The organism is Microbulbifer sp. S227A (genome assembly GCF_049800935.1).
On record NZ_JBNAFZ010000002.1, the window covers coordinates 210817 to 224904 of the forward strand.

The 14088-nt window shown below is 62.5% G+C and carries 15 protein-coding genes; 8 read left to right on the top strand and 7 right to left on the bottom strand.

The genetic code is table 11. The features are described 5' to 3' along the window. Positions 1-27: 27 nt before the first annotated feature. The 8 genes from cysQ (at position 28) to ACP15R_RS05870 (ending at position 9203) form a co-directional block, all read left to right on the top strand. Positions 28-825, top strand: coding sequence for a 3'(2'),5'-bisphosphate nucleotidase CysQ (gene cysQ, locus ACP15R_RS05835; RefSeq protein ID WP_424985453.1), 798 nt, complete (start codon positions 28-30; stop codon positions 823-825). After that, the gene (locus tag ACP15R_RS05840) at positions 825-1625 is read left to right on the top strand and encodes a 3-deoxy-manno-octulosonate cytidylyltransferase (protein WP_424985454.1); all 801 of its coding nucleotides are present in this window, start codon (positions 825-827) and stop codon (positions 1623-1625) included. The genes cysQ and ACP15R_RS05840 overlap by 1 nt, the downstream gene beginning before the upstream one ends. A 336-nt stretch (positions 1626-1961) precedes the next feature. Further along, the gene (gene galU / locus ACP15R_RS05845; RefSeq protein WP_424985455.1) at positions 1962-2855 is read left to right on the top strand and encodes a UTP--glucose-1-phosphate uridylyltransferase GalU; all 894 of its coding nucleotides are present in this window, start codon (positions 1962-1964) and stop codon (positions 2853-2855) included. Positions 2856-2873: 18 nt separating this feature from the next. Next, complete coding sequence (galE, locus tag ACP15R_RS05850) at positions 2874-3857, top strand: UDP-glucose 4-epimerase GalE (RefSeq protein WP_424985456.1); 984 nt, start codon at positions 2874-2876, stop codon at positions 3855-3857. A 4-nt stretch (positions 3858-3861) separates the two neighbouring features. Beyond that, complete coding sequence (locus ACP15R_RS05855; RefSeq protein ID WP_424985457.1) at positions 3862-4890, top strand: glycosyltransferase family 2 protein; 1029 nt, start codon at positions 3862-3864, stop codon at positions 4888-4890. Between the two features lie 165 nt (positions 4891-5055). Continuing rightward, complete coding sequence (locus ACP15R_RS05860; protein WP_424985458.1) at positions 5056-6066, top strand: glycosyltransferase family 2 protein; 1011 nt, start codon at positions 5056-5058, stop codon at positions 6064-6066. Next, positions 6063-7757, top strand: a complete 1695-nt coding sequence (locus tag ACP15R_RS05865; protein ID WP_424985459.1) for a beta-1,6-N-acetylglucosaminyltransferase — start codon at positions 6063-6065, stop codon at positions 7755-7757. Before ACP15R_RS05860 ends, ACP15R_RS05865 begins: the two co-directional genes overlap by 4 nt. Before the next feature lie 6 nt (positions 7758-7763). Next, the gene (locus ACP15R_RS05870) at positions 7764-9203 is read left to right on the top strand and encodes a hypothetical protein (RefSeq protein WP_424985460.1); all 1440 of its coding nucleotides are present in this window, start codon (positions 7764-7766) and stop codon (positions 9201-9203) included. On the opposite strand, the gene ACP15R_RS05875 is transcribed toward ACP15R_RS05870, so the two are convergent. The 7 genes from ACP15R_RS05875 to ACP15R_RS05905 form a co-directional block, all read right to left on the bottom strand. After that, positions 9191-9655: a PTS sugar transporter subunit IIA gene (locus ACP15R_RS05875; protein ID WP_424985461.1), complete on the bottom strand. Its 465-nt coding sequence runs from the start codon at positions 9653-9655 to the stop codon at positions 9191-9193. The genes ACP15R_RS05870 and ACP15R_RS05875 overlap by 13 nt on opposite strands. A gap of 55 nt (positions 9656-9710) precedes the next feature. After that, on the bottom strand, positions 9711-10274 hold the full coding sequence (gene hpf, locus ACP15R_RS05880) for a ribosome hibernation-promoting factor, HPF/YfiA family (protein ID WP_424985462.1): 564 nt from the start codon (positions 10272-10274) through the stop codon (positions 9711-9713). Between the two features lie 254 nt (positions 10275-10528). Beyond that, the gene (gene lptB, locus ACP15R_RS05885) at positions 10529-11287 is read right to left on the bottom strand and encodes an LPS export ABC transporter ATP-binding protein (protein WP_424985463.1); all 759 of its coding nucleotides are present in this window, start codon (positions 11285-11287) and stop codon (positions 10529-10531) included. Then, a complete protein-coding gene (locus tag ACP15R_RS05890; RefSeq protein ID WP_424985464.1) occupies positions 11284-11724 on the bottom strand; it encodes an LptA/OstA family protein in 441 nt (146 codons plus the stop codon). Before ACP15R_RS05890 ends, lptB begins: the two co-directional genes overlap by 4 nt. Positions 11725-11781: 57 nt before the next feature. After that, entirely contained in the window at positions 11782-12381 is a 600-nt protein-coding gene (locus ACP15R_RS05895) for a hypothetical protein (RefSeq protein ID WP_424985465.1), read from the bottom strand. Between the two features lie 13 nt (positions 12382-12394). Then, entirely contained in the window at positions 12395-13357 is a 963-nt protein-coding gene (locus ACP15R_RS05900) for a KpsF/GutQ family sugar-phosphate isomerase (RefSeq protein ID WP_424985466.1), read from the bottom strand. Continuing rightward, positions 13354-13968, bottom strand: coding sequence for a ribonuclease D (locus tag ACP15R_RS05905; protein ID WP_424985467.1), 615 nt, complete (start codon positions 13966-13968; stop codon positions 13354-13356). The genes ACP15R_RS05900 and ACP15R_RS05905 overlap by 4 nt, the downstream gene beginning before the upstream one ends. Positions 13969-14088 lie beyond the last annotated feature (120 nt).

Genomic DNA, 14088 nt, shown 5'->3' on the forward strand with positions numbered 1-14088 from the left:
TCAACAAACCGCATCGGAGTAACCCGAGTGACCCATGAAGAGCTGATCCCGGTCATCCGCCGCCTGTCCATCGAGGCAGGGGCCAAGATCATGGAGATTTACAATTCGGATGATTTCGACGTGAAGGTCAAATCCGATGACAGCCCGGTGACCGAGGCCGACGAAGCGGCGGATGCGCTCATTTCGGCAGGGCTGCGCGCCGCGTTTCCCGACGTGATGCTGGTGACCGAAGAGCAAGCCGCCAGCCACAGCGCCAAGGGCGATACCTTTCTGATTGTCGATCCGCTGGACGGCACCAAGGAATTCATCCACCGCCGCGGTGATTTCACGGTGAACATCGCGCTGGTCGAGAATGGTGTGCCGACGCGCGGCGTGGTCTATGCCCCGGCCAAGGGGCGTATGTTCTATACCCAGGCGGATGGGCAATCGGTCGAAGAGACCGGCGCGCTGGACCCCGGAACCGTCGGCCCGCTCAGCCCGATCACGGTCGCGACGCCCGATAATGACGCGCTGATGGTGGTGGCGAGCAAGTCGCATCGCGATCAGGCGACGGACGACTATATCGGCAAATATGGCGTGAAAGACATGAAGAGCGCGGGATCGTCGCTGAAGTTCTGCCTTGTCGCCACCGGTGAGGCCGATCTCTATCCCCGCGTGGGGCGCACGATGGAATGGGACACCGCCGCCGGCCACGCGGTGTTGCAGGGGGCGGGTGGCAAGGTCGTGCGCTTTGACGATCACAGCCCGCTGACCTATGGCAAGGATGGCTATGCCAATCCGTTCTTCATCGCCCATGCCCCCGGCGTCACGCTGAAGAGCGCCTGATGGGGGTACTGGTTGCCATTCCCGCGCGCTATGCGTCGTCGCGGTATCCGGGCAAGCCGCTGGTGGGGTTGACCGGGGCAAGCGGCACGTCCCGGACATTGATCGAACGGTCCTGGCGGGCGGCGCAAGCGGTCTCTGGGGTCGATCGGGTGGTGGTTGCCACCGATGACGATCGCATTCGCGCCGCCTGCGAAGGATTCGGCGCCGAGGTGGTGATGACTTCATCGGATTGTGTCAACGGAACCGAACGCTGTGCCGACGCGCATGCAGCGCTTGGCGGTGGCTATGAGATTGTCGTCAACCTGCAGGGTGATGCCCCGCTGACCCCCCACTGGTTCATAGAAGACCTTATCCGGGGATTGCGCGCCGCTCCGGATGCGGGCGTTGCAACGCCAGTTCTGCGGTGTGACGGGGCGGCCCTGAACGGGTTTCTCGCCGATCGCAGGGCCGGGCGCGTGGGCGGCACCACGGCGGTGTTTTCCGCCGACAAAAGCGCGATGTATTTTTCCAAGGAAGTCATCCCTTTTACCGCCCAAACCTATGCCGATGACGCCGAGACCCCGGTGTTCCATCATGTCGGTGTCTATGCCTATCGGCCCGAGGCGCTGGCCGCATACCCGGCCTGGCCGGTCGGCCCGCTGGAACGGCTGGAAGGGCTTGAGCAACTGCGCTTCATGGAGAACGGCGGCAAGGTGCTCTGTGTCGAGGTCGAGGCGCGGGGCCGGCAGTTCTGGGAGCTGAACAATCCCGAGGACGTGCCACGCCTTGAGACCATGATGAAACAGATGGGGCTCGACTGACGGATCGGGCCGGCGTTGGGCATGATTGAGATTGCGGATAAAACACCCTAGAGTTGCATCGATAATCCGCCGAACCAGACCCGAAAGCAGCGGATTTATGCAAAATGACGGCATATGGTGAGATTTCCCCTTTTGACGCCCTATCGTTTCATGTGTTTTGTATCAGCGAGCGCTTCGGGGCTTGCATTGGCGGGCATCGCTGCAATGTATATCCGCGATGACCCGGCGGATATATTGGCCGGGCGGAAACCTGGGGCATGTGACGACCGCAAGCGGATCGTGTATAACAAGGCCGACGCTGTCCAAGTGTAGAAATTATTGAGCTGAGAGACATCCATGGGCAAGAAAGTAACGAAAGCAATTTTTCCGGTTGCAGGCATGGGCACGCGGTTCCTGCCGGCGACCAAATCGGTGCCAAAAGAGATCATGACGCTGGTTGACCGTCCCCTGGTTCAATATGCCATCGACGAAGCGCGCGCCGCCGGGATCAAGGAATTCATCTTTGTCACTTCCAAGGGGAAGGGCGCGCTGGAAGATTACTTTGACCACTCTCCGGTGCTCGAACAGGAGCTGCGCCGCAAGGGCAAGAGTGAGCTTCTGGATATTCTCAAGGCCACCAACATGGAAAGCGGCGCAATCGCCTATATCCGCCAGCACCGGGCCCTTGGGTTGGGCCATGCGGTGTGGTGTGCGCGCCGGCTGATTGCCAATGAACCCTTTGCGGTCATCCTGCCCGATGACGTCATCGCCGCCGAGACCCCCTGCCTGCAACAGATGGTCGAAGCCTACGAGGAAACCGGCGGCAACATGGTTGCGGCAATGGAAGTCCCGCCCGAGGCCGCGTCGGCCTATGGTGTGCTTGATCTCGAGGAAGATCAGGGGTCGATCGTCAAGGTCAAGGGCATGGTCGAGAAACCCAAGCCCGCCGAAGCACCGTCGAACCTTGCGGTGATCGGCCGCTATATCCTCAGCCCGTCGATCCTGCGCAACCTCAACAAGATGAAGGAAGGTGCCGGCGGCGAGATCCAGCTGACCGACGCAATTGCCCAGGATATCGGCTCCAGCAACTCGGTCTATGGTTTCCGGTTCAGGGGCCAGCGGTTCGATTGCGGCTCCAAGGCGGGCTTCTTGCAGGCCACCGTGGCCTTTGCATTGGCGCGCGATGATCTGCGCGACGATCTCTCGCGTTACCTGCGCGATATCGTTCAACTGGACAAGGCGGCCGAATAGGCCCTGCGAGGATCGAAAATGAACACCGTTCTGGTGACTGGTGGCGCCGGTTATATCGGGTCACATGCCTGCAAGGCATTGAAAGCCGCGGGCTATGTTCCCGTGACCTATGACAATCTCGAGACCGGCTGGCAGGATGCGGTCAGGTTTGGCCCGTTCGAGCGCGGCGACCTGCTGGACCGGGCGCGGCTGGACGAGGTGTTTGCCACCCACAAGCCCATCGCCGTCATGCATTTTGCCGCGCTCAGCCAGGTGGGCGAAGCGATGAGCCAACCGGGCCGCTATTGGCGCAACAATGTCGAGGGGTCGCTGACCCTGATCGAGGCGGCGGTCGCGGCGGGATGCCTGGATTTCGTGTTTTCCTCGACCTGTGCCACCTATGGCGAACATGACAACGTGGTGCTGGATGAAAACACGCCACAGGTGCCGCTCAATGCCTATGGGGCATCCAAGCGGGCCATCGAGGATATCCTGCGCGATTTCGAGGCCGCCCATGGGCTGCGCCACGTGATCTTTCGCTATTTCAACGTGGCGGGGGCGGATCCCGAGGCCGAAATTGGCGAACATCACCGCCCCGAGACCCATCTCATCCCGATCATGCTCGAGGCGATTGACGGCAAGCGCGATGCGCTGACCGTGTTCGGAACCGACTATGACACGCCGGACGGCACCTGCATTCGCGACTATGTGCATGTCAGCGACCTGGTGGATGCCCATGTTCTGGGCCTGCAATGGCTTGGGGATGGCAAGGGCAGCAAGGTGTTCAACCTCGGAACCGGCAGCGGGTTTTCCGTGCGCGAGGTGATCGATCATTCCCGCTCGGTGACCAATCGCGAGGTGCCCTATGTCATCGGTCCGCGCCGGGCCGGCGATGCGACCAAGCTGGTTTCGGGCTCAGTGCGGGCCGAGCAGGAGCTGGGCTGGACCCCCTCGCGCTCTGACCTGCGCACCATGATCGCCGACGCCTGGCGCTGGCACGAATCGGGGCATTACGACAAGTGACACCATGAGCGGCGGCAACGCCCGGATCGGTCCCGGTGCAGCCTATCGCCTGCGCTGGCGGCGGCGTGGCCTGTTGTGGCGGTCGTTTCGCAGCCGCCATCAACTTCGCCCGGTCCATGACCGCACGGCCCGGATCACCCCCGCCGCGATCCTGGCCATCAGCACCATCCGGAATGAGATCGACCGCCTGCCGTGGTTTCTTGACCATCATCGCAAGCTGGGCGTCGATCACTTTCTGATCGTGGACAATGCCAGCGATGACGGCTCTGGCGAATTTCTCGCCGCGCAGCCGGATGTCTCGCTCTGGAGCACCGATCACAGCTATCGTGACGCGCGTTTCGGGCTGGACTGGATGACATGGCTTCAGATGCGCCATGCGGATGGCCATTGGTGCCTGATGCTCGACGCGGACGAGCTGTTTGTCTACGCCCATCACCAAAGCTGCGGCCTGCATGAGCTGACCCGCTGGCTCGCGGCGCAGGGGCATGACGTGTTCGGCGCGCTGATGCTCGACCTTTATCCCAGGGGGCCGCTTGCGGGGCACACCTATCGCGCCGGTGACGATCCGCTTGCCACCCTGTCCTGGTTCGATCCCGCCCCCTACCGGGCGCAGCGCCAGCAGCCGCTTGGCAACCTCTGGGTCCAGGGCGGTATGCGCGAGCGGGTGTTCTTTGCCGACTCCCCGCGCCGGTCGCCGACGCTGAACAAACTGCCGTTGGTGCGCTGGTCGCGGCGCTATGCCTATGTCAATTCCTGTCACGCGATCCTGCCCCGCCGCCTGAACTTTGGCTATGACGGGCCGGGTTCGGGGATGCCCTGCGGGGTTCTGCTGCACACCAAGTTCCTGCCCCAGGCGATGCACCGCGCCGCCGTCGAAAAACAACGCGGCCAGCATTTTCACGAACCCGGCGAATTCGCGCGATATTACGACCAGGTGGCCGCCGGGCCCGATTTGTGGTCGCCCGGCTCGGTACGGTTCGAAGGCTGGCAACAGCTCGAAGCCCGTGGATTGATGCAGTCCGGGGGCTGGTAAGGGTGGCGCTCGCCTCCAAAAGGTGACAATTTCTCTAAAGCTCCCCGTAAGTTTCTGAAAATTCTTTGATATGGCTAACCAAACAGTGACAATTGGACAGGTATGTCGGAACTGGCAAGTGTCATACGGTAACAGCATGTCATCACGTCGGGAGCGCGCCGGGTCATGAGCCTGTGGACGTCCTATCGCATGAGATTGCGGCGCAGGCGCCGGTTGCTGCGTTGCCTGCGCAAATCGCGCGAGCTGCGCCCGGTACAGGACAACACCGCCGCGATTCGGCCCGACGACATCCTTCTGGTCAGCATTTTCCGCAACGAAGGCGTCAGGCTGCCCTATTTCCTGAAATATTACCGCGATCTCGGGGTCGATCACTTCCTGTTCGTGGACAATGACAGCAATGACACCACCGCCGAATTGCTCGCCGGGGCGGCGGATATCTCGGTCTGGCATACCCGTCACAGCTACAAGAAGTCGAATTTCGGCACGGACTGGCTGAACTACCTGCTGCGCAAGCATGGCCATGGGCATTGGACACTGGTGGTCGATCCGGATGAGTTCTTTGTCTATCCATTCTGCGATACCCGCCCCTTGCGGGCGCTGACCGACTGGCTTGGCGCGTCGTCGATCAAATCCTTCGGGGCCATGCTGCTGGACATGTACCCGCGCGGACGGCTGGACGCGCTGCATTACGAACCCGGCCAAAACCCGATGGAAATCGCCGAGTGGTTCGACAGCGGGAACTACACGCTGAAGCGCAATCCCGAATTTGGCAACCTGTGGATCCAGGGCGGGCCGCGCAGCCGCATGTTCTTTGCCGACAATCCGGACAAGGCCCCCGCGCTGAACAAGATTCCCCTGGTCAAGTGGAACCGCCGCTATGCCTATGTCAGTTCGACCCATATGCTGCTGCCGCGGGGGCTGAACCTGGTCTATGATCAAGGCGGCGGCGAAAAGGCCAGCGGTGTTCTGCTGCACGCCAAGTTCCTCGATAATTTTGCGGACAAGGCCACCGAGGAACTGAGCCGCAAGCAGCACTATTACGGGTCGGTCGAATACCGGGCCTATCTCGACAGGCTCGAAGACGGTGCCGGGCCGTGGAACGAGTGGAGCGAGAAATACATCAACTGGCGGCAGATCGAGATCCTCGGCCTGATGTCCAAGGGCAACTGGACATGAGCGTCGGCATTGCCATGCTGGTGCATACGGCGCTGGACCGTGTCGAGCAAGTCGCGCGGCACTGGGCGGCCGCCGGTTGTCCGGTGGCGCTGCATGTGGATTTGAACGTGGAGCGGGATGCCCATGACCGGCTGGTGCAGGCCCTGGCCGATCAACCGATGATCCGGTTCTGCAAACGGCACCGCTGCGAATGGGGGCGGTGGGGTATCGTCGCGGCGTCGCAATCGGCCAGCGAAATGTTGCTCGCCGAGTTCGACGATCTTCACCATGTCTACCTTGTCTCCGGGTCCTGCCTGCCGTTGCGCCCGGTGAGCGAGCTGGTCGAGTATCTCGCGGCGCGCCCGCACACCGATTTCATCGAAAGCGCGACCACCGCGGATGTGCCCTGGGCCAAGGGCGGTCTTCAGCAGGAACGGTTCACGCTGCGATTTCCCTTTTCGTGGAAGCGGCAGCGCGCCTTGTTCGACCGCTATGTGCGCCTGCAACGCCGGTTGGGTCTGCAGCGCAAGGTGCCCGATGGGCTGGACCCGCATATCGGCAGCCAATGGTGGTGCCTGACGCGCCAGACCCTCGCCGCGATCCTGGGCGATCCGAACCGTGCCCGGTATGACCGGTATTTCCGCAAGGTCTGGATCCCCGATGAAAGCTATTTCCAGACGCTCGTGCGCCGCTATTCCACCGAAATTGAAAGCCGCTCGCTGACGCTCTCCAAGTTCGACCACCAGGGCAAACCGCATGTATTCTATGACGATCACCTGCAATTGCTCAGGCGATCGAACTGTTTTGTCGCACGCAAGGCCTGGCCGCATGCAACCCGGCTTTACGCCACTTTCCTGAACAATTCCGGCCCGCAGAACGCCGCGGAACCCAACCCGGCCCGGATCGACCGGGTCTTTGCACGGGCGGTTGAACAGCGGACCCGGGGGCGTCCCGGGCTCTACATGCAGAGCCGGATGCCGCACCGCGGGGCAGTGAACGCGCCAACTTCGAACCCATATTCGGTGTTTCAGGGCTTTGCCGAACTGTTCGACAATTTCGAAGACTGGCTTGGCAGAAGCACCGGCACCCAGGTTCACGGCCACCTGTTCGCACCGGACCGCGTCGCGTTTGCCGGGCGTGGTTCCGTCTACAATGGCGGCCTGAGCGACAGCGCCGCCAAGCGGGACTATGCGCCCGAGACCTTTCTGACCAGCCTGATCTGGAACACGCGGGGCGCGCGGCAATGCTTGCAGTTCGGCCCCGCCGACAGGCAGGCCATCGCGCCCTTCATCGCGCAGGACCCGAACGCCCGGATCGCCGTCATCACCGGGGCCTGGGCCATTCCGCTGTTTCACTCCGATCGTAACTTTGCCGAGCTGCGCCGGCGTGCGGCCAAGCTGCAAAAGATCGAGACACGGCAACTGGCCGTGCTAAGATCGAAAGAGGCCAAGGCGCAGGCGCGCATCTGGTCGCTTGCCGAATTCATGGAGGCACCGATGGAGGCCCTGCAGGACATCGTGGACGAGATTGGCCAGCACAACAACCGGACCCTGACCGAGGCACCGCAGATGGCGGACCTCGCGGGCTTTGGTCAGTTCCTGCAAAAGCTCAAGAATCAGGGGATGCACCCGCATCTGACCGGTGATTTCCCCCTGGAGGACCCGCCCGCCATCCGGCCCAAACGCCCCAGCAAACCCTACCTGGTCCAATAGGGCGCGATGACGGCCATGTTCGACTATTTCGTGCTGTTCGCAGAGATGCGCACCGGGTCCAATTTCCTTGAAACCAACCTGAACGCGCTGGCCGACATTCACTGTCACGGCGAGGCGTTCAACCCGAATTTCATCGGTTATCCCCGCCGCAACGAGGTTCTGGGCATGTCGCTGGCCGAGCGCGACGCCGCTCCGCAAGAGCTGATCTCGACCATGCGCGCCGCCCCCGGAGGCCTGCACGGGTTTCGCTATTTCCATGACCATGACGCACGGGTGTTTGACACGATCATCGATGATGCGCGCTGTGCCAAGATCATCCTGACCCGCAATCCGCTGGACAGCTACGTTTCATGGAAAATCGCCGCCGAGACCGGGCAATGGAAACTGACCGATGTGAAGCGGCGCAAGGAAGCCATAACCCATTTCGACCCCGAGGAATTTGATCGCCATCTGGATGCGGTACGCGGCTTTCAGGAAAAGATCCTCAAGCGCCTCCAGATCAGTGGCCAGACGGGGTTTTACCTGTCTTATGACGACCTGCGCGATGTCGATGTTCTGAATGGGCTGGCCGCCTGGCTGGGCTCGGAGGGCCGCCTTGCCCGGCCCGATCAGAGCCTGAAGCCGCAAAACCCGGCCCCGCTGGCCGAGCGCGTCGACAATCCCGACGAGATGGAGCGCGCGCTGGCGCGGGCCGACTATTTCCAACTGTCGCGCACCCCGAATTTCGAACCCCGCCGCGGCCCCGCGGTGCCGCGCCACGTGGCAGCGGCCAAGGCTCCGTTGTTGTTCATGCCGGTGCCGGGCGGGCCGATTGCCGAAATCACCCGCTGGCTGGCCGCCCTGGACGGCGTGACCACCGACGCGCTGCAAACCGGGATGAACCAGAAACATCTGCGCCAATGGCTCAGGGCCCACCCCGACCATCGCGGTTTCACGGTGCTGCGTCACCCGCTGGCGCGCGCCCATTCGGTGTTTTGTGCGGCGATCCTGTCGGACGGTCCGGATGCCGACCCCAGGATGCAAGAGGGGCTGGCGCGCCAGTTCAAACTGAAACGCCCGCGCAACGGAGTCTGGTCGACCGTGCAAGACCATCGCCGGGCGTTCATGGTGTTCCTGGATTTCGCGCGGGCCAACATGGCCGGCCAGACCGCGCTTGCCCCCCACCCCGCGCTTTGCAGCCAGGCGGGCGCGCTGTCGGGCTTTGCGGAATTCGCCCCGCCGGACCTGATCCTGCGGGAAGAGGAATTGCCGCGCCTGTTGCCGGTACTGGCCGATCTGGCCGGCTATGGCCCCACAACGCCTCCCCTGCCCGGTCTATCGCCGGATGAACCATTTGCGCTTGCCGATATATGCGACGCCGCATTGCAGAAAAAAGCCGCGCAGGTTTACCGGCGCGACTATCTGCTATTTGGATTTGAAGACTGGCGCGCGGCTCAGGCCGCCTGAACCGACTGCGCTTCGGACAATAACGCGTAGAGCGTCGTGACATCCAGATTGGCCCGCAGCTTTGAGCACAGTGCTGGCTCGCGCAGGGTCCGCGACACCAGCGCAAGCGCCTTGAGGTGCTCGACCCCGGCATCTTCGGGCGCAAAGAGCGCAAAGGCGATATCCACGGGCTGACGGTCAACCGCACCGAAATCGATGGGCTTTTCAAGCATGACAAAGGCCCCGACGACCTGGCTCAGCCCTTCCATCCGCGCGTGCGGCAAGGCAACGCCATGGCCCACACCGGTTGGGCCAAGGCTTTCACGTTCCAACAGAGCGTCCACAGTCATGGCAGCATCCAGCCCGTATGCGTTATGGGCCACGTCACCGATTTCCTGGAACAGCCGCTTCTTGCTCGATGCGGCCGAGAAAACCTTGACGGCCTCGGGCCTGAGGATGCTGGTCAACTCCATGTCTCACTGTCTCCGCTTGGGCACCGTCAGGCGCCACAGGGTAATGTCTTGCCGCTCAGGGGTCGATCCAGCCGATATTGCCATCTTCGCGGCGATACACGACGTTCAGCCCTTCCTTGCCTTCGTTGCGGAAAATCAGCACCGGTGCGCCTGCCAGCTCCATCTGCATCACCGCTTCCCCCACAGATAGCGACGGTATCTGGGTTTCCATCTCGGCAACGATGATCGGCTGGAGCGTGTCAGGTTCGGCATCCTCGGCCTGCTCTTCCGACGCGAGGATATACGAGGACGCGCCAAAGAGTTCAACCGGCTGTGAACGGTCCCGGTGATGATCTTTCAGCCTCCGCTTGTAGCGGCGCAGCTGCTTTTCCATTTTTTCGGAACAGGCCTCGAACGCCGCGTATATCTCATGCGCATGCGCCTTGGCGGTTGCATTCAGACCGGTCGACAGATGAATCGTTGCTTCACAGACATACTCGCTCGCCGAGCGGGAAAAGATGACATTGGCACCGGTCGGCCGCTCGGCGTATTTTTCAACCACCGCATCCAGATCGGTTTTGACGTGTGTTTGCAGGGCCTCGCCAATATCGATCTGTTTTCCGCTGATTTGGTAACGCATATGTTCTCCTTCTCTGTTTCAACCGGCAACGCGGCACTGAATGGCCGCGAAGAAGTCAGGTCCGGTTGAGGGGGGCAGGCAATCGGTCTGCTTGGTGAGTGCGTATGGTGCCTTCGGGGAAGAGCATATCGGAGACTGCATCAAACAGGAGTGTTGCCATACCCCATTTGAGGCGACACTCGGGGTCGGTGTCAATGCAAAGCCGCATCAATAATGTCGGAAATGGCATGTGGCGGAACGAATCCTGCGCCAGCTCAGTAGATCCTGAAATTTTCGCCCAGATAGACGCGGCGGACGTTTTCATTCTCGACCACTTCCGCCGGGGTTCCCGACATCAGGACCTGCCCGTCATGCAGGATATAGGCCCGGTCAACGATCTCCAGCGTCTCGCGCACGTTGTGATCGGTGATGAGCACGCCAATCCCGCGTTTCTTGAGATCGGCGACCAGATGCCGGATATCGCCGACCGAGATCGGGTCGACCCCGGCAAAGGGTTCGTCCAGCAAGAGGTATTTCGGATTCGCCGCAAGACAGCGTGCGATCTCGACCCGCCGCCGTTCGCCGCCGGACAGGGCCAGCGCCGGGGCGCGCCGCAGATGTTCGATGGAAAAATCCGACAGCAGCTCTTCCAGACGTTCCCGGCGCTTGTGGTGGTGCCGCACCGTGATGTCGAGCACCGCCGAAATATTGTCTTCGACGCTGAGGCCGCGAAAGATCGACATTTCCTGTGGCAGATACCCGATCCCCAGCCGCGCGCGCCGGTACATCGGCAACCCGGTCACCGCCTGCCCGTCGATCGACACGCTGCCGGCTTCGGGAATCACCAGCCCCGCGATCGCATAGAACGTGGTGGTCTTGCCCGACCCGTTGGGCCCGAGCAGCGCCGCAACCTCGCCGCGGTTGACCGCCATGGTCACATCGCGAATGACCAGCTTCTTGCGATAGGATTTGCGCAGCCGCTCGATCCGCAGGCCGGATTCGCCGTCGGTCACGGTCAGGGCTGGCGTGCTCATTCCGATTTTTCCGGAATCAGGATGGTCTTGACCCGGCCCACCATGTTGGCGGTGCCATCGGTCAGGTTCACGGTCATCTTCTCGGAGGTGAGCGCATTGGCCCCCTGCGTCAAAAGCACATCGCCGGTCATCACGACCACACCGCTGTCGATGGTGTAATCCGCGCGCTCGGCACTCGCCGCGTCCGGGCCATTGACCAGAACCACGTCACCCACCGCCTCCAGCCGCGCGACGCCGCCGGTGGCCTCGGCATAGATCACCAGAACCCGTTGCGCGGACAGCTTCATCTCGCCCTGCCCGACCAGCACATTGCCCTTGAACTCGGCGGAACCGTCCGCCTGATTTACATCCAGCGTATCCGACGTCACCTCGACCGGCAGGGTGGGATCGGCCTTGATCGCGCCAAACGCAACCTTGGTGCCCTGTGTCTGGGCCATCGCGGCGCCCGGGGCGAGCGCGACGCACAGGAGGAGGGCAGCAATACGGTTCACTTATTATCTTTCTAACTGTTTCGGGTCGTATATCAGCTTAACGCCATTCTTGAAAAGCATATGCAGGTCCCCATCACCGCTTTTTGCCGAGAACGCCATGCTGCCGGCGGTGAAATCGCCCATCGGGCCCGAACCGGTCACGGTTCCGGGCGCGTTGCCCGAGATACCGTCGAGCGCCGCGTTCAGCACTTCGGTCAGCATCTCGAGCCCGGCCGAGGTCTTGATGCGGACATTGCCGGTGAACCGGGCCATGTCGCCCGCCGAGGCAAGCGTTCCGGAATCCGATCGCAGGGTGATCAATTGCCCCCCCGCGGTCTTGAGCCGCGCGCTCAGGTTGTCCGCATCCCCCGGGGTGGTGTCGCTGCCGGGTCGGGCGCTGTCGGCGGTGACGATGATTTCCTCGCCCTTTGCCGTGGTGCCGGAAAAGAAAGGGTGCGTGACCTGCTGCCCCTTGGTGCGGGCCGTGACATCGGCCTCGGTGAACGGAATCGTCGCCACCTGATCCTGGCTGCGCGAGAACAGGAACAGGGTCGCAAGAATGGCCAGCGCCGACAGGGGCAAGAGCACCCGCAGGATGGCAACGGTGCGCGAATATCGATCCACCGACGCCCCCGGCTCAGCCCAGACCGACCCGCAGGCAGTCATGGATATGCAAGAGACCAAGCGGCGTGGCCGGACCGTCCGGATCAACCACGAACAGGCAGGTGATCTTTCGCTGGTTCATCACGGCGACCGCCTCTTCGGCCAGGGCGTCGGGGCCGATCACGGTTGGATTCGGTGTCATCACCTCGCCCGCCTGATGGCCCAGCAGCCCCTCCATCTTGCGCCGCAGGTCGCCATCGGTGATGATCCCGGCCAGCGTACCGTCCCCGTTGCGGACACCGGCCACGCCAAAGCCCTTCTGGCTGATTTCAATCAGGGTATCGCTCATCGGGGCGACGGTATCGACCAGGGGCAGAGCCGCGCCCTTGTGCATCAGGTCGCGTACCTTGGACAGGCGCGCACCCAATTTGCCACCCGGGTGAAACTCGCGGAAGTGCTCGGGCGTGAAGGCGCGATGCTCCATCAGCGCAACCGCCAGCGCATCGCCAAGCGCCAGCGTCATGGTCGTCGAGGTGGTGGGCACGATACCGGTGCCGCAGGCCTCTTGCGCCGCAGGCAGCACCAGCGCGACATCGGATTGCCGCAGCAAGGTCGACTCCGCGCGGCTCGCCACCCCGATCAACGGAATGCCGAACCGGCGGGTATAGGCCACCAGGTCGGCAAGTTCGGGCGTTTCGCCCGAATTGGACAGCACCAGCGCGACGTCACCCTGCGCCATCATGCCAAGATCACCATGGCTGGCCTCGGCGGGATGCACGAAATGCGCCGGCGTGCCGGTGCTGGCAAAGGTCGCGGCGATCTTGCGGGCGATGTGGCCGGATTTGCCCATGCCGCTGACAATGACCCGGCCGCTTGCCCCCAGGAGCAATTCGATGGCCCGATCGAAATCTCCGTTCAGGCTCTGCTCAAGCAGCGACAGCGCCTCGGCTTCGACACGGATGACGCGGCGCGCCGTGGTTTGGAATGTGCTGCTCATGAGTGCGCGAAGATGTCGGTTTCGGGCCAGCCCGCAAGGTCGAGCCGTGACCGGGTGGGCAGGAAATCGAAACAGGCCTGCGCGATCTCGCTGCGCCCCTCGCGCGCCAATCGCTTGTCCAGTTCCGCGCGCAGGCGGTGCAGGTGCAGCACATCGGAAGCGGCATAATCAAGCTGGGCCTCGGTCAGGTCCGCCGCACCCCAATCGCTCATCTGCTGTTGCTTGGAGATATCCACACCGATCAATTCCTGGGTCAGGTTCCGCAGGCCATGCCGGTCGGTATAGGTCCGCACCAGCCGCGAGGCGATCTTGGTGCAATAGACCGGTGCCGCCAGCGCACCGAATGCATGATACATCGCCGCGATGTCGAAACGCCCGAAATGAAACAGCTTGAGCACATTGGCATCTTTCAGCATCGCACAGAGATTGGGTGCCTCGGTCTGGCCCTTGGCCACCTGCACGATATGCGCCTCTCCGTCGCCGCCAGACATCTGGATCACGCAGAGCCGGTCGCGATGCGGGTTCAGCCCCATGGTCTCGCAATCGATGGCGACAACCGGCCCCAGGTCAAGCCCGTCAGGCAGGTCGTTCTGATAAAGATGATTGGCCAAGCTGTTATCCTCTGAAACACCGCGTACACGTTTCCGCCGAAATAGGCGGTTTGCGGTGCAAACTCAACTGCCGCAGGGTCACGCGCGGCAACAACTGGCCCATCTGCCGGCTGTTCCGCT

Coding starts and splice junctions, on each gene's coding strand:
- ACP15R_RS05890 (WP_424985464.1), bottom strand. CDS start 11,724: ATGGCCCAGACACAGGGCACCAAGGTTGCGTTTGGCGCGATCAAGGCC.
- ACP15R_RS05875 (WP_424985461.1), bottom strand. CDS start 9,655: ATGGAGTTGACCAGCATCCTCAGGCCCGAGGCCGTCAAGGTTTTCTCG.
- ACP15R_RS05860 (WP_424985458.1), top strand. CDS start 5,056: ATGAGCCTGTGGACGTCCTATCGCATGAGATTGCGGCGCAGGCGCCGG.
- galE (WP_424985456.1), top strand. CDS start 2,874: ATGAACACCGTTCTGGTGACTGGTGGCGCCGGTTATATCGGGTCACAT.
- ACP15R_RS05865 (WP_424985459.1), top strand. CDS start 6,063: ATGAGCGTCGGCATTGCCATGCTGGTGCATACGGCGCTGGACCGTGTC.
- hpf (WP_424985462.1), bottom strand. CDS start 10,274: ATGCGTTACCAAATCAGCGGAAAACAGATCGATATTGGCGAGGCCCTG.
- ACP15R_RS05840 (WP_424985454.1), top strand. CDS start 825: ATGGGGGTACTGGTTGCCATTCCCGCGCGCTATGCGTCGTCGCGGTAT.
- galU (WP_424985455.1), top strand. CDS start 1,962: ATGGGCAAGAAAGTAACGAAAGCAATTTTTCCGGTTGCAGGCATGGGC.
- ACP15R_RS05855 (WP_424985457.1), top strand. CDS start 3,862: ATGAGCGGCGGCAACGCCCGGATCGGTCCCGGTGCAGCCTATCGCCTG.
- lptB (WP_424985463.1), bottom strand. CDS start 11,287: ATGAGCACGCCAGCCCTGACCGTGACCGACGGCGAATCCGGCCTGCGG.
- ACP15R_RS05900 (WP_424985466.1), bottom strand. CDS start 13,357: ATGAGCAGCACATTCCAAACCACGGCGCGCCGCGTCATCCGTGTCGAA.
- ACP15R_RS05870 (WP_424985460.1), top strand. CDS start 7,764: ATGACGGCCATGTTCGACTATTTCGTGCTGTTCGCAGAGATGCGCACC.